This is a genomic window from Devosia sp. ZW T5_3 (assembly GCF_044987315.1).
GTDB lineage: Bacteria > Pseudomonadota > Alphaproteobacteria > Rhizobiales > Devosiaceae > Devosia.
In genome coordinates this window covers 15,955-34,138 of the sequence record NZ_JBJDRE010000010.1, presented here as the reverse complement: position 1 = coordinate 34,138, position 18,184 = coordinate 15,955, and the positions used below count along the sequence as shown (strand labels likewise).

The 18,184-nt window shown below is 62.5% G+C and carries 18 protein-coding genes and 1 pseudogene; 15 read left to right on the top strand and 4 right to left on the bottom strand.

Annotated features, from left to right (window positions below):
* The first annotated feature begins 68 nt into the window (after positions 1–68).
* Together ACI3KW_RS13575 and ACI3KW_RS13570 are read left to right on the top strand one after the other, a co-directional pair.
* The gene (locus tag ACI3KW_RS13575; protein ID WP_404848518.1) at positions 69–2,237 is read left to right on the top strand and encodes an autotransporter domain-containing protein; all 2,169 of its coding nucleotides are present in this window, start codon (positions 69–71) and stop codon (positions 2,235–2,237) included.
* Between the two features lie 11 nt (positions 2,238–2,248).
* The gene (locus ACI3KW_RS13570) at positions 2,249–2,734 is read left to right on the top strand and encodes a hypothetical protein (RefSeq protein ID WP_404848517.1); all 486 of its coding nucleotides are present in this window, start codon (positions 2,249–2,251) and stop codon (positions 2,732–2,734) included.
* Positions 2,735–2,747: 13 nt separating this feature from the next.
* Here ACI3KW_RS13570 and ACI3KW_RS13565 read toward each other — a convergent pair whose 3' ends face one another.
* A complete protein-coding gene (locus tag ACI3KW_RS13565) occupies positions 2,748–3,287 on the bottom strand; it encodes a GFA family protein (protein ID WP_404848516.1) in 540 nt (179 codons plus the stop codon).
* A 102-nt stretch (positions 3,288–3,389) separates the two neighbouring features.
* Here ACI3KW_RS13565 and ACI3KW_RS13560 point away from each other — a divergent pair, with 102 nt between their 5' ends.
* From ACI3KW_RS13560 to ACI3KW_RS13530, 7 genes are all read left to right on the top strand, one after another.
* The gene (locus ACI3KW_RS13560) at positions 3,390–4,043 is read left to right on the top strand and encodes a TetR/AcrR family transcriptional regulator (protein WP_404848515.1); all 654 of its coding nucleotides are present in this window, start codon (positions 3,390–3,392) and stop codon (positions 4,041–4,043) included.
* Between the two features lie 70 nt (positions 4,044–4,113).
* Positions 4,114–4,893 (top strand): class I SAM-dependent methyltransferase, encoded by a 780-nt coding sequence (locus ACI3KW_RS13555; RefSeq protein ID WP_404848514.1) that lies wholly within the window; start codon positions 4,114–4,116, stop codon positions 4,891–4,893.
* A 134-nt stretch (positions 4,894–5,027) separates the two neighbouring features.
* Positions 5,028–5,600 (top strand): dihydrofolate reductase family protein, encoded by a 573-nt coding sequence (locus tag ACI3KW_RS13550; protein ID WP_404848513.1) that lies wholly within the window; start codon positions 5,028–5,030, stop codon positions 5,598–5,600.
* Positions 5,601–5,844: 244 nt separating this feature from the next.
* Complete coding sequence (locus ACI3KW_RS13545; RefSeq protein ID WP_404848512.1) at positions 5,845–6,513, top strand: TetR/AcrR family transcriptional regulator; 669 nt, start codon at positions 5,845–5,847, stop codon at positions 6,511–6,513.
* A gap of 45 nt (positions 6,514–6,558) precedes the next feature.
* Positions 6,559–7,413: a metallophosphoesterase gene (locus ACI3KW_RS13540; RefSeq protein WP_404848511.1), complete on the top strand. Its 855-nt coding sequence runs from the start codon at positions 6,559–6,561 to the stop codon at positions 7,411–7,413.
* 22 nt (positions 7,414–7,435) lie between these two features.
* Positions 7,436–8,734 (top strand): ABC transporter substrate-binding protein, encoded by a 1,299-nt coding sequence (locus ACI3KW_RS13535; protein ID WP_404848510.1) that lies wholly within the window; start codon positions 7,436–7,438, stop codon positions 8,732–8,734.
* A gap of 59 nt (positions 8,735–8,793) precedes the next feature.
* Complete coding sequence (locus ACI3KW_RS13530) at positions 8,794–9,528, top strand: tyrosine-protein phosphatase (protein WP_404848509.1); 735 nt, start codon at positions 8,794–8,796, stop codon at positions 9,526–9,528.
* A 5-nt stretch (positions 9,529–9,533) separates the two neighbouring features.
* Here the strand turns inward: ACI3KW_RS13530 and ACI3KW_RS13525 are convergent, their stop codons facing one another.
* Entirely contained in the window at positions 9,534–10,103 is a 570-nt protein-coding gene (locus ACI3KW_RS13525; protein WP_404848508.1) for a TetR/AcrR family transcriptional regulator, read from the bottom strand.
* A gap of 150 nt (positions 10,104–10,253) precedes the next feature.
* Here ACI3KW_RS13525 and ACI3KW_RS13520 point away from each other — a divergent pair, with 150 nt between their 5' ends.
* Genes ACI3KW_RS13520 through ACI3KW_RS13495 form a run of 6 tightly spaced genes read left to right on the top strand, consistent with a single transcriptional unit; the run spans position 10,254 to position 16,137 of the window.
* The gene (locus ACI3KW_RS13520; RefSeq protein WP_404848507.1) at positions 10,254–11,129 is read left to right on the top strand and encodes a metallophosphoesterase; all 876 of its coding nucleotides are present in this window, start codon (positions 10,254–10,256) and stop codon (positions 11,127–11,129) included.
* Between the two features lie 14 nt (positions 11,130–11,143).
* The gene (locus tag ACI3KW_RS13515) at positions 11,144–12,433 is read left to right on the top strand and encodes an ABC transporter substrate-binding protein (protein ID WP_404848506.1); all 1,290 of its coding nucleotides are present in this window, start codon (positions 11,144–11,146) and stop codon (positions 12,431–12,433) included.
* A 54-nt stretch (positions 12,434–12,487) separates the two neighbouring features.
* A complete protein-coding gene (locus tag ACI3KW_RS13510) occupies positions 12,488–13,408 on the top strand; it encodes a carbohydrate ABC transporter permease (protein WP_404848505.1) in 921 nt (306 codons plus the stop codon).
* Positions 13,398–14,273, top strand: coding sequence for a carbohydrate ABC transporter permease (locus ACI3KW_RS13505; RefSeq protein ID WP_404848504.1), 876 nt, complete (start codon positions 13,398–13,400; stop codon positions 14,271–14,273). Before ACI3KW_RS13510 ends, ACI3KW_RS13505 begins: the two co-directional genes overlap by 11 nt.
* On the top strand, positions 14,273–15,010 hold the full coding sequence (locus ACI3KW_RS13500) for a tyrosine-protein phosphatase (RefSeq protein WP_404848503.1): 738 nt from the start codon (positions 14,273–14,275) through the stop codon (positions 15,008–15,010). Before ACI3KW_RS13505 ends, ACI3KW_RS13500 begins: the two co-directional genes overlap by 1 nt.
* The gene (locus ACI3KW_RS13495; protein WP_404848502.1) at positions 15,010–16,137 is read left to right on the top strand and encodes an ABC transporter ATP-binding protein; all 1,128 of its coding nucleotides are present in this window, start codon (positions 15,010–15,012) and stop codon (positions 16,135–16,137) included. Before ACI3KW_RS13500 ends, ACI3KW_RS13495 begins: the two co-directional genes overlap by 1 nt.
* A 275-nt stretch (positions 16,138–16,412) precedes the next feature.
* Here the strand turns inward: ACI3KW_RS13495 and ACI3KW_RS13490 are convergent.
* Positions 16,413–16,875: pseudogene (locus ACI3KW_RS13490) on the bottom strand (cyclophilin-like fold protein).
* A 205-nt stretch (positions 16,876–17,080) separates the two neighbouring features.
* Positions 17,081–18,178: an alpha/beta hydrolase gene (locus ACI3KW_RS13485; protein ID WP_404848501.1), complete on the bottom strand. Its 1,098-nt coding sequence runs from the start codon at positions 18,176–18,178 to the stop codon at positions 17,081–17,083.
* Between the last annotated feature and the right edge of the window lie 6 nt (positions 18,179–18,184).

The following is an 18,184-nucleotide window of genomic DNA, read 5'->3' as shown; positions in this document are numbered from 1 at the left end:
GGCGCGCGGGCAACTACCGCAGCCTTGAGGCTCCCCGATTTGGGAGCGAGGGCAAGGGGCTGCAGGGGATGAAGACGAGACGGAAACGGCTGGCCGCGTTGCGGCGTGGCACAGCGCTGGTGGCAATCGCCGGGACCGGTGTACTGATCGGGATGCCGCGCACCGAGGCGCAAAGCCGCATCGATTACGTCTATTCGGTCGAACCGAGCCCGGGAGGCGCCTTTTTGTCCGGTATCAACCGGGCGGGCACCCATGTGATCGGGCAATGGCACAAAGAGTCGTCGGGCTTGGCCCGGGCAACGCTATGGGGGCCGGACGGCGAGCCGGTTGATCTCGATACGGATGTCTTCTCCAGTTCTTACGCCACCGGCATTTCGGACGATGCTTCGGTGGTCGTTGGCTACAATACCGCTTTAGCTGTACCGGGAGCGTTCCGCTGGAGCGCCACTGAAGGCATCGAATATATCGGCACACTCGGCGGCAATCGAAGCTGGGCCTATGACGTGTCCGGTGACGGCAATATTGTTGTCGGCCGCGCCAGCCGTGCCGATGCCGACATTCGGGGTTTTGTCTGGATCAATGGTGCCACGACCGGTGTTGCCGGCAACGCGCAGATGTATCAGCTGCAGGAACTCAGCAATCTCGCGACGGATCACTATGTCGAGGGTATCTCCCGCGACGGTCGCTATGTAATCGGCAGCGAGAACGGTGCCGATGGCTGGCAACCCATACGCTGGGATATCGACGACATCGAAAATGGCAACGGCGACGTCATGGGATTGGGCACCCTGACCGGCACGGGCGGTGACTACGCCTTCGGGTCGGATATCTCCGACAACGGCAATGTGGCGGTGGGATACAGCCACGACGACAACGGTGACTACCACGCCTTTCGCTGGGTCGAAGGAGCCACCGGTGGGGTGGCCGCCAACGTGCAGATGTACGATCTGGGGACGCTGGGCGGCGACCACAGTTGGGCCTACGCCCTCTCGGGCACCGGCGACGCCGTGGTCGGAGAATCAGTGCTCGCCGACGGAACAAATGCGGCGTTCCGGTGGAGCGAAGCGACGGGGATGGTCGCTGTTTCCGAATGGCTGGAAGCCGCCGGAGTCGCGATCGGAACAGATCACCTGATAAGCGCCAACGACGTATCGGGCGACGGCAATGTCATCGTGGGCCGGATGTCCACGCCGGATGGCGAATTCAGGGGCTATATCGCCCGGGTCATTCCGCCCGATCCTGGTCCTGGTCCTGGTCCTGGTCCTGGTCCCGGTCCGGGCCCGGGACCTGGCCCTGGCGGTGGTTTGATGGACATCGAGGAGTATCATCACTCGCTGTTTTCGAGCACCCAGATTGCCAATGCCGGCCAGTTTCTGGCCTGGTTGCCGTTTAATGGCGCCCATCACCGGCCGCTGCTGAGCCAGAAAAGCCTGTCGCAGGACTCCTGCGTCTGGGCGACGGGCGATCTGGCCCGGCATGGCGATAGCGGCACGGGGCTCGGCCTGGCCGAAATCGGCGCCTGTACCGACCTGTTCGGCGGCGCGGTGCGCGCCGGCATCAGCGTGGGCACCAGCCATTCCTGGCAGGATCTGGCCCATGGCGGCCACAGCGATCTGTCGGGGCAATATCTGCTGGGGGAAGTGGATTGGCAGCCCGATGGCACGCCCTTGCTGTTCTCGCTCACCGGCATGCTGGGCGGCTGGCAGGCCGAGCTGCATCGCGGCTATAGCAATGGCGCGGCGACGGCCTATTCCGACGGCCAGACCGATCTGGGCAGCGGCGTCATCCGGCTGCGTGCCGACTGGCTGGAAGCGGCCACCATCGGCAATACCACGCTCAACCCATGGGCCTCCATCGCGGCCGGGCGCACCGATATTGATGGTTTCGTCGAAAGCGGTGGCCCCTTCCCCGCTCGCTTCGACGGACAATCGCTGACCTCCTATGAGGCGCGGCTGGGCCTGACGGCGGTGACCGAATTCTCGGCCAGCACCGCGCTGAGCACGACTTTGGAAGTCGCCCACCGTGTCGGGGATGGGGCGGCAGCCAACGGCAATGTGATCGGGCTGTTCGACTTCAGCATGGGCGGCGGCCAGCAGGGCCAGACCTGGCTGCGGATCGGCGCCGATCTCGATCACAAACTGAGCGACAATGTCGGCCTTTCGCTATCGGTCAATGCGGCAACCCGTGGCCAGGATGCCAGCATTGGCGGCAGCCTTGGCCTCAAAGCGGTATTTTGAGGATGCGCGCGATGATCACAATGTTCAGATCGGTATCGCTGGGCTTCTTTGCGGTGCTGGCTTTGACCGGACCGGGCTGGACCCTCGACCAGCGGGAAGCCGAAATTGTCGTGGGCATTATGGAGCAAGTGGCCGCCATCAGCGGCGAGCCCATTTATTATGGCGGAGGCGGCGAATTGTTTGACTATGATACCCAGAACGGCGAGCTGATCCCCGCCGCGGGCTTTGACCACGACAGCTGGATCACCGCCCATGACGCGGTGCTGACCGGCTTCATGGCGAGCATTCCGGAGCCCGAATTCGACGCCATCTTTGCCGGGCCGCTGGCGCAGCTGGACGCCAGCACCAGCCTGTCCGCCGAACAAAAAGCCGCTATCCGCGCCGATCTCGAGCCCGAAATCGCCGCGGCACGGGTAGCGCGCGAGAGCGGGCGGGCTTATGCCGACGCCGTGCGGCCGCTGCTGCCGCGGCTGCAGGTGCTGGTGTTCGGCGAATAGCCCTGCGTGGTCCTCAGGCGTCGATAGCGCCGTTGACCACGATCTGGGGAACCTTGAAGCCCATGGCGATCCACGCCACCAGCAACTTGCGGTAGAAACCGGCGGTGGCGAGGGCTCCCGAGGGCACGTCGTCCGGCACGCTTGAGCGGTCGGGGGCGTCCTGGATCATGGTGCGCAGCTGCAGCGGCGGCAGTTCGCCGGATGGCCACAGATTGCCGTAGAGGCTGAGCCAATGGCCGCCTTTGAATTCCAGAAACAGCGGCGTGTTGCAGCAGGAGGCCAGCACCCGCCGCGTCGTCGCGTCGGGACCGAGGCGGAATGCGCTGAGATTGTCGGCGCCGGCGAGAACGCTGACCCGGTCCTTGCGGTAGAGCACATAGCGCGTACCGCCCTGCGGCGTGAGAATAGGCTGCGGCAGATCGAGCGCTCCGAGCCTTTTGCCTGCCTCGCTGCAACTGGTGCAGTGGCATTCTGTGCTGATGATAGGCGTGCCGCGCACCTCGAGGCGCACGGCTCCGCAGGCGCAACTCAACTGGGTCGTATTCATGGCCATGGCCCCTCCTCCACAATCAAACTAGACGGTTTGGTTCCGTAAATAAAAACTAGACGGTACAGTTTGATTGTGTCAAGCAGGATTTGGCGATGGAGTGCGACAATGCCGATAGCAGACAGCGAGATCCCGGCCGGCACGCGCTCGGAGCGCAAGCAGGCGGCCATTGTCGGCGCGGCGGCCGAAGTCTTTCTGAGCACGGGCTATGCCGGCGCCAGCATGGACGAAATCGCCAGCCGCTCCGGGGTGTCCAAGCAGACCGTCTACAAGCATTTCACCAGCAAGGAGGCGCTGTTCATTGCGGTGATGGGCCAGATGATGGGCGAGGCCGATATCGCGGTGCATCAGGGCCTGCCCAAGGTGGAGAACCGCGCCCAGCTTGAGGCCTATCTGCTGGATTATGCCGTGCGCCAGCTCGCCATCGTGCTGACGCCCGGCCTGATGCAATTGCGCCGGCTGGTGATTGCCGAGGCCCAGCGCTTCCCCGAACTCGCCAGGCAGCTTTATGCCCGCGGCCCGGCCCGAGCGGTCGAGGCCATGGGCGCCGCTTTCGAACAATTGGCCGCAAAAAATCTGCTGCAATTCTCCGATGCCAGCATGGCGGCATCCCAGTTCAACTGGCTGGTCATGGCCGACCCAGTCAACCGCGTCATGATGCTGGGCGACGCGGCGCTGCCAAGCCAGGCTGAAATCCACCGCCACGCCGAAGCCGCGGTGGCGACGTTCCTTGCCGCATTCCTGCATCCAGACCAGCGGTGAACGGGCCGGGCCTTGTGTCATCAAGCTGATATGGACAGGATAAGAGTGCGGCACCAAAATTCGGGGTCTCATGAACATGCGCGCCGGGGCTTCCTTTGAAGAAGCGAACGTCGTCGAAAACTACGTCTTTCGGCCGCCCTATCCGCATGCTTTGTTCCAAAGGCTCCTTGAGATCGCGCCAGCCCGCACGGCCCTGCTCGATATCGGCTGCGGCCCAGGGAAAATCTCGCGCCCCATGGCCCGGCACTTCGAGCGGGTAACCGCCGTCGATCCTTCCCGGGCCATGATCGCGCTCGGCCGATCCATGCCGGACGGCGATGCACCCAATATCGAATGGGTAGAAGGCTTTGCCGAGGACTTTCCGATCGCGGACCGGAGGTTCGACCTGACGGTCGCGGCGGCGAGCATCCACTGGATGGATCACGAGCGGCTGTTTTCCCGCCTCGTGGCGCATGGACGTCCCGGCCATGTCGTGGCGGTGGTTGCGGGCGACGACGCGTTCGAACCGCCATGGCGCGCAGATTGGGTCAACTTCCTGGAGCGCTGGGTGCTGGCGGTCACGGGCGAGCCGTTCGACCCCGTTGGCAAACCGCGGCAATGGGATCGTTACGCCGCGCACCTCGACATCAAGGGCGAAGAGTATTTCGTCTCCGCCCCGTTTGAGCAGACCGTGGACGCGTTCATTGCCTGCCAGCATTCGCGCGATACATTTGCCCCCTCAAAGCTCGGCGCCCGGCTCCCGGACTTTGACCGCGAGCTCGAGCAAATCCTGCGCCCCCATGCCAGTGCCGGCTGGCTGACATATCGCGTGCGCACCAAATTGGTCTGGGGGAGGATCAAAGCGGATTAAATGCGCCAGCCCCGGGCAAACCATCTTGTCAGCCGCGAAACGCGGGCACGCTCCTGGTGCAGCGGCTTGACACAGGCCAGCTGCAACGGTTCGATCTTACCCCCAGCAGGACCAGCGACAAAGGAGCGACCGTGATGCGACCCCTCATCTACTCCATCAACGTCACCCTCGATGGCTGCGTCGACCACAGCGCCATCCCTTCGGACCCGGCGCTGCAGGAGATGATGCTGCGGGCCACCCATCTGCACGCCACCGAAACCATTGGCCGGGCCGATGCGCTGCTCTTTGGTCGCGTCACCTACCAGATGATGGAAGCGGCGTGGCGCCTGGAGACGCGAACCATGACGCCGCCCGACTGGACCGAACCTTTCGCGCGGACCATCGACGCGATGAAGAAATACGTCGTTTCAAGCACGCTCGGCCAGGTCGGCTGGAACGCGGAGCTGCTGAGCGACAATTTGAGCGAGGCCGTCCAGCAGCTCAAGCAGCAACCGGGCAAGGCGTTGTTCACGGGCGGCGTGAAGCTGCCGATGGCGCTGGCAGAGCTCGGCCTGATCGATGAATACGAATTCGTGGTGCAACCCAGACTTGCCGGTCACGGTCCCACCTTGTTCGCCGGGCTCGCAAAATATATCGAGTTGAAGCTCGTTGACCGCAAGGAGCTCAGCTCAGGCGCCGTCGCGCTACGCTACGAGCCACGACGCTAGCGGCGCCCGCGGAGCCCGACATTTCGCCACAACCCAGGCGGCACGCTTGCCGCTTGCACGGCATGAGCGGGGCAATGGATGGTGCCGTCAGGGCGAGCACCGAGGCCGTCGGCAGTAGGCGTCGGCAGCCCATGCCCACCGGGAAGTCCCTGCCAAGTTCAATTGTTCAGGCGCAACAGCATCTGGGCCGGAGGGTCACCATGCCGTCACGGGGCTGGGACATAGTGCCTTCATGCAGCGCAATATGGCTAAAAGCACAACACCCGACCGGCTTCGCAGCGCCTGCGAGGAGCTGCTGAAGGCGGCCACTCACCCCGAAGTCGTGACCGTGCGCAGCATAGCGCAGCGCGCGGGCACCAGCATTGGTGCGGTCAGCTATCATTTCGGCAGTGTCGAGCAGTTGATCTTCTCGGCTGCCGAACGGGTCTATCTCAGGCTCAATGCCGAGCGCCTGGCCTTGCTGCAGGCCGCGGTACAGCGCGCGCACCCTGCCCCTGCGCCGGTCGAGCACATTATCGTGGCGCTGATCGGTCCCTCGATCCGCTGGAGCCTGGATCCACGCTCGAGCTATAGCGTGCTCAGGCATATGACCACGATTGCCCAATCGAGCGATCATCCCGAGATTTTCCGGCCGATGGTCGAGGATATCGACCACCATCGCCTGTTCATCCCGCATTTTCGCAAGATCGCGCCCTGGCTGAGCGACGTGGACATCGGCTTTCGCATCTCGTGCCTTTTGGGGGTGCGCTCGCAGATGACGCGCAGCCGGCAGCGGACGGATGAGCTGACCGACCACAGGCTTGACCTGAGCGATCCTAATGTCGTGCTGGCTCAAGTCGTGGCTGCGACAGCGCCCATGTTCACCGCGCCTCCCACGCATTCAAACACTGTTCCAAACTCGTCACGTCACTGAGACGAGACCGGCATAGGTCGTGTCCCAGCAAAGGGAGCATGGCCGATGGGCGAGACCAGTTTCATCCACATCACCGACCTGCATGTCGGCAATCCAGCGGTTGCCGACGATCATCTGTTCAGCGACACCGCGGCGACGCTGACCCGCGTGCTTGAGCTGATCGGCAGCATGGAGCAGGCGCCCAAATTCATCATCGCCAGCGGCGACCTCACCAATCGCGGCGACGTCGGCAGCTATCGCCAGCTCAGATCGATCATGTCGGCCACCGATCTACCCGTAGTCTACGCGCTGGGCAATCACGACACCCGCCCCGGCTTTTACCAGGGCATGCTGGATCGAAACGTCGATCTCGATATGCCCTATGACCATGAACAGGTGATCGGGGGCGTGCATGTCATCACGCTCGATACCAGCACTCCCGGCCAGATCGGTGGTTCTATCGAGCCGGAACAATTCGCCTGGTTGGAAGCGGCACTCGCCGCCAATCCCGACCTGCCCAAGCTGATCGTGGCGCACCACGCCCCCGCGCTCGGCGATACGCCGCCCTGGGATCATTGGCGCACGATCGAGTTCAGCCAGTCGCAAAAGCTGGCCGAACTGCTCAAGGGTCGCAATGTGTTGGGCATACTTTCCGGCCATATCCACCATGACCGTTTCTCGGTGTGGTACGGAATTCCCGTTATCGTCGGCATGGGCCAGCATGCGGCGACCGACATCCTGACCTCTGATGTGCTGCGCATGGTGGAAGGCGCCTCGTTCGGCATCGGCACCATCCGCCGCTCCGGCCTTACTATGGCACTGGTGCCCTTGCCCCAGACCCGGGCCGAACTCAATCGCTACGACCTCAAGCTGCTCCGGCAAAAGCAGGAATCGGCTCTCGCCGAGGCCGCTGCAAGCTGATCCCTCCCCAAGGACAATCGCCATGATCAAACGCAATTTCCTCAAGCTTCTGGCCGGCGCGAGCCTGGGCTTTACCACCCTTTCCGGCATGGCCTTCGCACAGATGGCCGATGCCATTACCGAACCGGTGACCATCACCTTCTACAATTACAACCTGGCAACTGCGAGCGCCGGTGCAGATGCCACGCGCGAGCTGCTGGCCAAGTTCGAAGCAGAAAACCCCAATATCAAGGTCGAAACCGTTGGCGTGCCGTCCAACGAAATCGTTACGCGGCTCCAGGCCGATATGGCCGCAGGCCGGCAGCCGGATGTGGCCCAATTGGTGTTCCGCGACCTTTACTACATTGCCAGTGATCTGGGCGCCAACGCGCTGGAAGATATGACGGGCGCTGATGGCTATGCCGCGCTCGCCGACGGCATGCTCCCGCGTGGTCTGGACCTGGGCAAGATCGACGACAAGACCTATGGTCTTGCCTACACGTTCTCGACGCCGATCCTTTATTACAATGCCGACCTGTTCCGGCAGGCGGGTCTCGATCCTGACAATCCGCCCAAGACCTGGGCCGAGGTCAAGGCAGCTGCCGAAGCCATCGTAGCCAAGACCGACGCGGAAGGCTTCTTCCCCGGGGCTTATGGCCCGGCCGATGGCACTTTCGTCTACCAGGCGATCCTGATGTCCAATGGCGGCAAGGTGCGCGATGGCAATACGCTGACCTTTGCCAATCCCGAGGGCATCGAGGCTGTGCAGATGCTGCGCGACATGGTCGATAGTGGTGCACATGCCCGGCTCGACCCGACCAATCCAAGCGAAGCCATGGCCGCGGGCCAGCTCGGCATGTTCCTCTATACCAGTGCCGTGCAAAACAGCCTCTCCACCGCTTCGGAGGGCAATTGGGAGCTCCGCGTCGCCGCCATGCCGAGCTTTGGAGACAAGCCGACCGCGCCGACCAATTCGGGCAGTGCGCTCTATGTCTTCTCCAAGGACCCGGTCAAGCAGCGGGCATCCTACGAGCTGATGAAATTCCTCACCTCGAAATACGGCTACACGATCATCACCAGTAAGATCGGCTACCTGCCGCTGCGCCTCGATATCGTGGACGATCCGGAATTCCTGGGTCCGTGGACGCAGAGCCACCCGCTGATCCGCCCGAACCTGGAGCAGCTGTCGCGCCTCACCCCCAATGTCGCCTTCCCCGGCCCGAACTACCGCCAGGCCGAGGCCATGATGAAGGAATCCGTCGTCGAAGCGGTGCTTGGTGATGGCGATGTCACCGAAGTGCTCAGCTTCGCCCAGGACAATGCCCAGAGCCTGATGCCCTGACCCCTGCCGGGCGCGGCCAAGCCGCTGCGCCCATTTCTTCGCACTGTTTGGAGGCCGCCATGAGCTTGGCAGCGACGCGTCACTGGCCCTTGCCAGACACCCACAATATCCGCGACCTGGGCGGCTATGCCCGCAGCAATGGCGGCACCACCCAATGGGGCCGCATCCTGCGCGGCGAGGCCTTGCATCCCCTGCGCGACGACAGTGTTAGCAGGCTCATCGATGATGGCCTGACGCTGGTCATCGACCTGCGTGGTCCCCATGAGACCGGTCTAACCGCCCACCCATTTCGCGAACACACAACAGTCGCCTATCGCAATGTCCCGCTGTTCGACGCCCTGGCCCCGATCGCCATGAGCGAGACGCCGTTCGACATGGCGCGGCGCTATTGCGACGCCCTGGACAAATGCGGCACGCAGCTGGCCGAGGTATTGCGGGCCATCATTGCTGCGCCGCTGGGGATCGTGCTGTTTCACTGCACGGCCGGCAAGGATCGTACCGGCATTATTGCCGCGCTCCTGCTGCTAATTGCTGGTGTCGACCGCACTGACATCGTTGCTGATTATACGCTTACCGCGGCGGCAGACGGTCTGATTGGCCAATTGCGCGAGCGGGCTCTTTCAGCCGGCGGGCGGCCCGAACATGTCGAACGCGTGCTCGCCAGCGATGGCGCGACCATGCTGGCCATGCTCGACCATCTCGAAACCGCCCATGGCGGGATCGACGCCTTTCTGGCGGGGATCGGCCTGTCCCAATCCGAGGTGGCATTGCTGGCCGAGCGGTTATGCGGTTGACCGCCTCAAGCGGCGATGGCGGCCCAGCACATGGCCGCCACCAATTGCCGGTCCGTGGCGCTCAGCGTGGTCTCGGTCATCCGGCGGCGCTTGAGCGTGTTGCGGATGGAGCCGCGTACAAAGCTCATGATCATGGTGGGAGGACCAGCGCGGACCACGCCGGCTGCCTGCGCCGTCTCGATCATGGCGATGCCGTGCTCGACGAAGGCAGCGAAAATGGTCCTGGCATCGCTCAGCGTGATCAGTGGGTTATTGTCGAGATAGTCGAACAGAACCGCGCGATCGGCGTCCTCCCAGATGAAGTCGATATAGTTCTCGATATAGCGGCGAACCGGCTCTTCTCCGTCGCTGTCGGGATCGGGCGGGGTCACCAGGCGCTCGGTCATCAATTCGGTGACGCGCGTATAAACGCCCAGCACCAGCGCTTCCTTGGAGTCGAAGTAATTGTAGAGCGAGCCGGTGGCCACATTTGCCTCTTCGGCAATGGCGGCCATGGAACATTGCAATCCATTGCGGACAATGAGCCGGGCCGCCGCCGCCAGGATGCGCTCGCGCTTGTCGAGGACAATATCCATAAACTGAATGAACCTTCATTCACCTGTCATGCAGGGACGGTAACCCTATCCATGTCGCCACACAAGACGTTTTGAATAAAAACGAGTCGAAACAAATAGTTACAGTGAAATTTTGCCGTTTAGGCCCCAGCCGAGGCAAGGAGAGCGCTCGTGTCCGAACCCGTCACCTTCATCCATCTGACTGACCTGCATGTCGGCAATCCGGGCGTTCCGGATGATCATCTTTATTCCGACACCACGACGACGCTGCGCGCCATTCTGGCTGACATCAAAACGCTGGTGCCGCAGCCCAAATTCATCGTCGCTAGCGGCGATCTGACCAATCGCGGCGACAAAGGCAGCTACGAAAACCTCAAGGCGCTGATTGCCGAATCCGGCCTCGACATGCCGATCCTCTATGCATTGGGCAATCACGATCGCCGCGACGGTTTCTATCCGGTCATGCTCGGCCGCACCGACAATGTCGATGCACCCTATGACCATGCCGCTGTCATTGCCGGCGTGCATGTCATCATCCTTGACTCCAGCGTGCCCAACAAGGTTGGCGGCGCGTTCGAGCCGGGCCAGATCGATTGGCTCAAGACCGAGATCGAGAACCACGCCGAGCTGCCCAAGCTCTTGGTCATGCACCATGCCCCGGCGCTCGATACCCATGATCCGGACATGGAGTGGGAATCCCTGTGCTACGCCGATACCGAGGCGCTGCGTCAGCTCGTTGCCGGCAAGAACGTCATCGGCATCCTGTCAGGCCATATCCATTATGACCGCGTCTCCAACTGGTACGGCATCCCCACCGTCGTCGGCATTGGCCAGCATGCCGCCACCGACGTGCTCTGGCTGCATGAGGGCCTGCGCATGCTCGAAGGCGCGGCCTTTGCCATTGGCACGGTCCGTCCCTCGGGTCTTTCCATCACCTTCGCACCGCAGCCGGCCACCCGCCGCGAACTGCACAGCTTCAGCTTTTCCGGCATGGCCGAAATGCTGAAGAAATATGAGGCCGACACGGCCGTCGCCGCCGCTGAATGATGGGAACCAGAACCATGCTCCGCACAAGTATCCTTGCCGGCTTGCTGGCGCTGTCCACGGCCGTTCCCGTGCTCGCCCAGACCATGGCGGCCAGCGTCGATCAGCCCGTCACCATCACCTTCTATAATTACAATCTCGCCACGGCGGGTCTGGGCGCGGAAGCCACCCAGAAGCTGATCAACGAATTCATGGCGGCCAATCCCAATGTCACCGTGACCGGCGTGCCCTATAGCAGTGCCGATGGCAGCCGCATCCAGGCCGATCTCGCCGCCGGCCTGCCGGTTGACGTGGTCCAGACCGTGTTCAGCGATCTCGACTTCTCGGTGACCAATTTCGGCGCCCAGGCGCTGGAAGACATCGTCCCCGCCCAGGAAATCTCTGCCCACCTGCAAGGCATGCATCCCAATGGCACCAAGCTGGGCGTGCTGAACGGCAAGACCTATGGCCTGGCCTATACATTCTCGACCCCGGTGCTGTTCTACAATGCCGATCTCTTCCGCGCGGCGGGCCTTGATCCGGAAAATCCGCCCAAGACCTGGGTAGACGTCAAATCGGCTGCCCTTGCCATCGAGGAAAAAACCGACGCTGAAGGCTTTACTGCGGGCATTACCGGTCCTGGCGCGGTCGACTGGCTGTTCCAGGGCGTAGTTCGCTCCAACAATGGCGAAGTGATTTCGCGTGATCGCAAGACGCTTAAATTCGCTGAGCCGGAAGCGGTAGAGGCCGTCACCATGCTGCGCGACCTCTACGACGCCGGCGTCTATGAGAACTACGACTCTGCCGGCGCCGTCGATGCCATGGCCTCGGGCAGTCTGGGCATGTATTTGCAGACCAGCGCGCTCCAGGGCTCGCTGGTGGCCGGGGCCAACGGCAATTACGAGCTGCGCTCGTCCACCATGCCCCGCTTCGGCGACAAGCCAACCCGCCCGAATAATTCGGGAAGTGCCCTGACCATCCACACCACCGATCCGCTCAAGCAGCGCGCTGCCTGGGAGCTGATGAAGTTCCTGACCTCCGAGCATGGCTATACCGTCATCACTTCGGAAATCGGCTATTTACCGCTGCGTCCGGCCATCGTCACCGATCCCAAATACCTGGCCGGCTGGGTTGCCGAGCATCCGCTGGTTGCCCCAAATCTGGAGCAGCTGGATCGCCTTGAACCCTGGGACCCGATGCCGGGCCCGAATTACCGCCAGATCGGCAAGACCATGATGGATGCTGTCGAAATGTCGGTTTTTGGTGGCGCCGATGTCGCGGCCACCCTGGCCGACGCCCAAGCCAATGCCCAGGCGCTGATGCCCTGACCCTTTGGCCCGCCCAGCGGGGCGGGCCGTTCACTCTCTTTGGAGGAGCGCGAAATGGCCATTGCTGCCCACGCCCCCACCCGTTTGCGACGCATCAGCAAGGCGCGCTGGGTCCCCTGGCTTTATCTGGCGCCGGCCCTGATCACCCTGGTCGTGTGGATCTATTGGCCGCTGGTCGACGCCGTGCGCCTCAGCTTTTTCCAGTGGAACATGCTGCCCAATTCTCCCCAGACCTTTGTCGGCTGGGAGAATTATCAGCGCATCTTTGCCCTCGCCAAATTCTGGCAGGCCTTGCGCAATACCGGTGTCTACATCCTGGGCCTGCTGCCGCTCGCTGTCCTGATCCCGCTGGCCATAGCCATCTATACCCATGACCTGCCGGAGCGGAGCCGCAATATCTACCGCGCCATTATCTTCGTACCGATGATCATCGCCCCGGTTGTCGCCGCCGCGGTCTGGCGCTGGCTGCTCGACCCCGCCTATGGCCTTGCCAATCAGGCCATCAAAAGCATCGGACTCGATCCGGTGAAATTCCTCGCCGATCCGCACGTCGCCATCTGGACAATCATCGCCATCACCGGATGGAAGCTGATGGGCTTTTCCACCCTCATCCTCTCGGCTGCCAATGCCAATATCAATCCAACGCTGATCGAGGCTGCCCGCATGGACGGCGCCGGCAAGTGGGAAATCATCCGCGACGTGCGCTTGCCGCTGCTCGGCTCCACCGTGCTGTTTCTCGTGGTCATGACCATCCTGCTCGGGGCGCAATGGAGCTTCACCTATATCAATGTGCTGACCGGTGGCGGCCCGCTCGGCGCCACCACCAATATCTATTACCTGCTCTGGGATTTTGGCTTCTCCACCATGTCGGTGGGTTGGGGTTCGGCCTCGGCGGTTATCCTTTTTCTTGGCTTCGGCGTGCTGGCCTTCGTGCTGTTCCGCCTGATCGACAGGTATTCCTTCCATGACAATTGATGTGATTGCCCGTCCGGCCCGCGCCCGGCCCGTCACCCTGCGCCGTATTTCGAACCGGTCCGGTCTCAATACCGCGGCAGGTCACCTGCTGATGGTGCTGCTGTCGATCTTCTGCCTGTTCCCGGTCTATTGGATGCTGGTCAGCTCGTTCCGCCCGGCCAATACGCTGTTCGAAACCAGCCTGTGGCCGACGCAGCCCTCGCTCGACAATTACACGCGGGCCGTGGACGCCATCCCGATCGCCCGCATGCTGGTCAACACGCTGGTGTTCTCGGCGGTGTCGACCATCTTCCAATTGCTGACCGGCATTCTGGCCGCCTTCGCCTTTGCCCGCTGGAAGTTCCCGTTCGACAAGCTGGTCTATACCGGGGTGGCGCTGACCTGGCTGGTGCCGTTCCAGGTGGTGATGATCCCCAATTACCTGCTGATCGCGCAAATGGGCCTGCTCGACAGCGTGCTCGCACTGATCCTGCCCAATCTCGCGGCGGCGCTCGCCATCATGTTGCTGGCCCAGGCCATGCGCGGCTTCCCCAAGGAAGTCATCGAAGCGGCCCGCATGGACGGGGCTAGCAATTGGCGGGTTCTATGGGAAGTGCTGGTGCCCAATCTACGCGGCACCATCGCCTCGCTGGCCATCCTCATCTTCATCTCGACCTGGAACGAATATTTCTGGCCGCTGCTGCTCAGCCGCACCGCCGAAAACAGCGTCATCCAGATCGGCATCCAGATGTTCATGACCGCCGAAGGCAACCAATGGGGACCGCTGATGGCTGCCTCCACCCTGGCCAGCCTGCCGATCCTCGTCATCTATGTCGTCCTGCAGCGCCAGGTCGTCCAATCCTTCATGAAATCCGGAATCCGCTGATGCAATCCGCACCAACCCGTCACCTGCCCATCAAGGGCACCTATAATGTCCGCGACCTGGGCGGCTATGCCGCTGCCGGCGGCCAGACCCAGTGGCGCCGCATCCTGCGCGCCGACGCATTGCACCGGCTCGATGGCGACGGGGTTGCGGCGATGCTGGCTTCGGGCATTACCACCGTGATCGACCTGCGCCATGGTGACGAGCTGACCCACCAGCCCAACCCGTTCAACGGACATGGCGCGGTGGTCTACCACAATGTGTCGCTGCTCGATGGTCTGGCACCCAGCCTGATGGGCGAGGGCGACGTGCTGCTCGAGCTCTACAAGCTCGCCCTGACCCAGCGCCAGCCGGCTTTGGCCCAGGTGCTGCGCATCATCGCCGACGCGCCGCCCGGCGCCGTGCTGTTCCATTGCACCGCCGGCAAGGACCGCACTGGCATCGTCGCTGCCCTGCTGCTTGGCGTCGCGGGTGTCGAAGCCGGGCTCATCGTCGAGGATTATGCGCTGACCGCCGACCTCATCGCGCCGATCATCGCTGATATCACCGCCGGCGCTGTCGCTCGCGGGGCAGACCCCGCCAGCTTTCAACGCCTGCTTGCATCCGAGCCCGCCACTATGGCGGCGACCCTTGCTTTCATCCAGGCCGAGTTCGGCTCGATCGCAGCTTATGTGGAACGGATTGGACTGGACCAGGTCACGATCGAACGCCTGCGCAACCGCCTTCTGGGAGAGTTCTGATGGCCGATGTCACGATCACCAATGTCAAGAAAACCTATGATGGCAAGCCCGTGTTGCACGGCATCGACGTGGCCCTGCCTGACGGCCATTTCGTGGTCATCGTCGGCCCGTCGGGTTGTGGCAAATCAACCTTGCTGCGCATGATTGCCGGCCTCGAGGATATCACCTCGGGCACAATCGCCATTGGCGGCACGGTGATGAATGACATCGAGCCCGCCGATCGGGGCTGCGCCATGGTGTTCCAGAACTATGCGCTCTATCCGCATATGAGTGTGCGACAGAACATTGCCTATCCGCTCCGCCTCGCCAAACTCCCCGCTGCCGAACGCGATCTTCGCGTCGACCAGGCCGCCAAAATCCTCGACCTCACCGACTATCTCGACCGCCGCCCTGCGCAACTCTCGGGTGGCCAGCGGCAGCGCGTCGCCATGGGCCGCGCCCTCGTGCGCGAACCCGATGTCTTTCTGTTCGACGAGCCGCTCTCCAACCTTGATGCCTTGTTGCGGGTGCAGATGCGCATCGAGATCAAGCGCCTGCACAAACGCCTCAAAGCCACCTCCATCTTTGTCACCCACGATCAAGTGGAAGCCATGACGCTGGCGGATACGCTCATCGTCATGAATGCCGGGCGAGTCGAGCAGGTCGGTTCACCCGCCGAGATTTATCGCAAGCCCGCCTCGGTCTTCGTTGCCGGATTCATGGGCTCGCCGGCGATGAACCTACTGCCCGCCACCATTGGCGAGACTGGCGCCATTACGCTTGACGGCATTGCCGGCAATGCCACGATCGCCCATTCCAGACTGGCCAAGGGCACCCCACTCACCGTCGGTATCCGTCCCGAGAGCATCTTGCTCTCAACAACGCCCAACAAAGGATTGTCGGTCGCCATCGACCTGGTGGAGGAACTGGGCGGCTCCCGCGTGGTCTATGCCGATCTGGGCGGTCGCGAGCTGTCTGTCGTCCTGCCACCCGGTAACGAAAATCTTGAAGGCGAAACCGTGTGGCTGACATTCCCGCCCCAAGCCTTGCAAGGCTTTGACCGCGTCACCGGCAAGCGCCTCGATGCCGACCTGGCTGCGGGCAATTCCGCCCCGGCCAGCGCGAGTGCTCAACCTGCGGTGGTCTGATGACTCAGGCGGCCGGTTTCGTCATGCCATTGCCAAACAGGCTGGTTAAGTCCGCCGCATTGTTGCGAACAGTCCTGCCGCAACCTGACCTCGGGGCTGCCATGCGAATCCTTCTTGCCGCCGGCCGGGCAAGGTTCCTCCCTTGTCGCCCCCGTGTTCTGCTGAAGCCAATGTCGGCAAGGCCGCGATCGTCAAGCTCTTGCCGCACGATCTTCAAAGCTGTTCGCGATGGCAGGGCTGAACTATCTTTGCGGCGATAGCCAACATGGCCTGGCTCATCGAACCGCCTCGATAAGGACTGGAAATTCGCCCCCTGACGTGGAGAGCCTCATAGCCTTCACCAAAGCGGCCGAGGCGGATCAGGCCGGGATGCTCGTAATCGGCATAGAACATCGCGAGGTTGCCCCAAGGCTTGAAGTAACAAAGATCGTAAGGCTGTTCGTTGCCGAACGCTCCGCTGCCTTCCTCGGTGAGCTTTCGCGGCAGGTGCACTATTTTCTCGTTGTGCCCAAAATCCTCGATCGTGAGATCGAGCGGCAACATCGAGTAGAAGTCCTGCGCGGACGGGTTGTCGTACAGGGTGGCGATCATGGTTCGGCCGTCAAACCTCATCCTGACCTTCATGTCGATCCTCCTCTGGCTTGCCGGTTCACTCCCCTGTTGGGCCTTCGCCAGGGCGGGCAATAGAACTGTGGCGATGCCGGCAGCGATCAGGGCTCGGCGATTGATCGGGCTCATCTCGACGGCTCCAGTCTGGCCTGGGAGGCGTCCCCGCCCGGAAGCAAGGCCGCCTCCTTCTGCCCATCTCTGACCGGCCTGCCGCCACAGGCTTGCTCGTCGAAGCCTCCGGTCAGGCTGATGGCAAGCCAGTCGAATTGAGCGCCGATGCCGCCCGCGAGTGTGCGGCACCAGAACTTTCGCAGGCTCATGCGCGCGGCTGACATCAGACCAGGTGTTGCTCGAAGAAGGATTGCAGCTTGTCGAAGGGAATGATGTCCATTTGATCGTAAAGATCGGTGTGGCTTGCGCCCGGGATGATCATGAGTTCCTTCGGCTCCGCCGCAGCTTCATAGGCTGTCTCGCTGAGATAGCGGGAATGCGCATTTTCACCGTGGACCAGAAGCGTCGGCCGCGGAGATATCTCTGCGATGTAGGTCAGCAGCGGCATGTTCATGAACGACAAGCCGGATGTCATGGCCCAGGCATTGCCCGAGTTGACTGCGCGCGGATGATAGCCGCGTGGCGTCATGTAGTAGTCGTGATAATCCACCAGGAACTGCGCTTCCCCGCCCTTGAGTTCGTTGGAAGCCGGGCCATATGCCGGAACGCCGGCTTCCGCATCCTGCCACCGCTGCTGGCCCAGTTGCTCCAGCATCTGGGTGCGCTGTTCCAAGGTCACGCTGTCATTGTAGCCACGGGCGGAAACGCGGCTGATGTCATACATCGTGCTGGCCACAACCGCCTTGATGCGCTTGTCGATCGCAGCGGCATTTAGAGCCATACCGCCCCAACCGCAGACGCCAATGATGCCGATCCGTTCGCGATCAACGTCAGGTTCCAGGCCCAGAAAATCGACTGCCGCGCTGAAGTCTTCAGTGTTGATGTCGGGCGATGCAATGTTGCGGGGCTCGCCGCTGCTTTCCCCGGTATAGGACGGGTCGAAGGCCAGGGTGATAAACCCGCGTTCAGCCATGGTCTGGGCATAAAGGCCTGACGACTGCTCTTTGACAGCCCCGAAAGGGCCGCTCACCGCGATTGCCGGCAAGCGTTCACCCGAGCGTCCCTGAGGGGAATACAGGTCCCCCGCCAAGGTAATGCCGTACCGGTTCTTGAAGCTGACCTTCCGGTGATCGACGCTTTCGCCTTTCGGGAAAACCTTGTCCCAGTCTGTAGTCATGGTGGTTCCTTCCTGCGCTGCAGCTGGCAGCCCGGCGATTGCGAGTGCACTCACCGCGATGGCCCCGGCACCGGCTGCCTGAAGGAGATTGCGCCGGGACATGCCGGCCTGTGAGAAGTCGGTTTCATTGTCGAAATTGCTCATCTGAAA

Bases quoted from the DNA above. Each gene is read 5' to 3' on its own strand.
- ACI3KW_RS13575 (WP_404848518.1), top strand. From the start codon at position 69: ATGAAGACGAGACGGAAACGGCTGGCCGCGTTGCGGCGTGGCACAGCG.
- ACI3KW_RS13570 (WP_404848517.1), top strand. From the start codon at position 2,249: ATGATCACAATGTTCAGATCGGTATCGCTGGGCTTCTTTGCGGTGCTG.
- ACI3KW_RS13565 (WP_404848516.1), bottom strand. From the start codon at position 3,287: ATGGCCATGAATACGACCCAGTTGAGTTGCGCCTGCGGAGCCGTGCGC.
- ACI3KW_RS13560 (WP_404848515.1), top strand. From the start codon at position 3,390: ATGCCGATAGCAGACAGCGAGATCCCGGCCGGCACGCGCTCGGAGCGC.
- ACI3KW_RS13555 (WP_404848514.1), top strand. From the start codon at position 4,114: ATGAACATGCGCGCCGGGGCTTCCTTTGAAGAAGCGAACGTCGTCGAA.
- ACI3KW_RS13550 (WP_404848513.1), top strand. From the start codon at position 5,028: ATGCGACCCCTCATCTACTCCATCAACGTCACCCTCGATGGCTGCGTC.
- ACI3KW_RS13545 (WP_404848512.1), top strand. From the start codon at position 5,845: ATGGCTAAAAGCACAACACCCGACCGGCTTCGCAGCGCCTGCGAGGAG.
- ACI3KW_RS13540 (WP_404848511.1), top strand. From the start codon at position 6,559: ATGGGCGAGACCAGTTTCATCCACATCACCGACCTGCATGTCGGCAAT.
- ACI3KW_RS13535 (WP_404848510.1), top strand. From the start codon at position 7,436: ATGATCAAACGCAATTTCCTCAAGCTTCTGGCCGGCGCGAGCCTGGGC.
- ACI3KW_RS13530 (WP_404848509.1), top strand. From the start codon at position 8,794: ATGAGCTTGGCAGCGACGCGTCACTGGCCCTTGCCAGACACCCACAAT.
- ACI3KW_RS13525 (WP_404848508.1), bottom strand. From the start codon at position 10,103: ATGGATATTGTCCTCGACAAGCGCGAGCGCATCCTGGCGGCGGCGGCC.
- ACI3KW_RS13515 (WP_404848506.1), top strand. From the start codon at position 11,144: ATGCTCCGCACAAGTATCCTTGCCGGCTTGCTGGCGCTGTCCACGGCC.
- ACI3KW_RS13510 (WP_404848505.1), top strand. From the start codon at position 12,488: ATGGCCATTGCTGCCCACGCCCCCACCCGTTTGCGACGCATCAGCAAG.
- ACI3KW_RS13505 (WP_404848504.1), top strand. From the start codon at position 13,398: ATGACAATTGATGTGATTGCCCGTCCGGCCCGCGCCCGGCCCGTCACC.
- ACI3KW_RS13500 (WP_404848503.1), top strand. From the start codon at position 14,273: ATGCAATCCGCACCAACCCGTCACCTGCCCATCAAGGGCACCTATAAT.
- ACI3KW_RS13495 (WP_404848502.1), top strand. From the start codon at position 15,010: ATGGCCGATGTCACGATCACCAATGTCAAGAAAACCTATGATGGCAAG.
- ACI3KW_RS13485 (WP_404848501.1), bottom strand. From the start codon at position 18,178: ATGAGCAATTTCGACAATGAAACCGACTTCTCACAGGCCGGCATGTCC.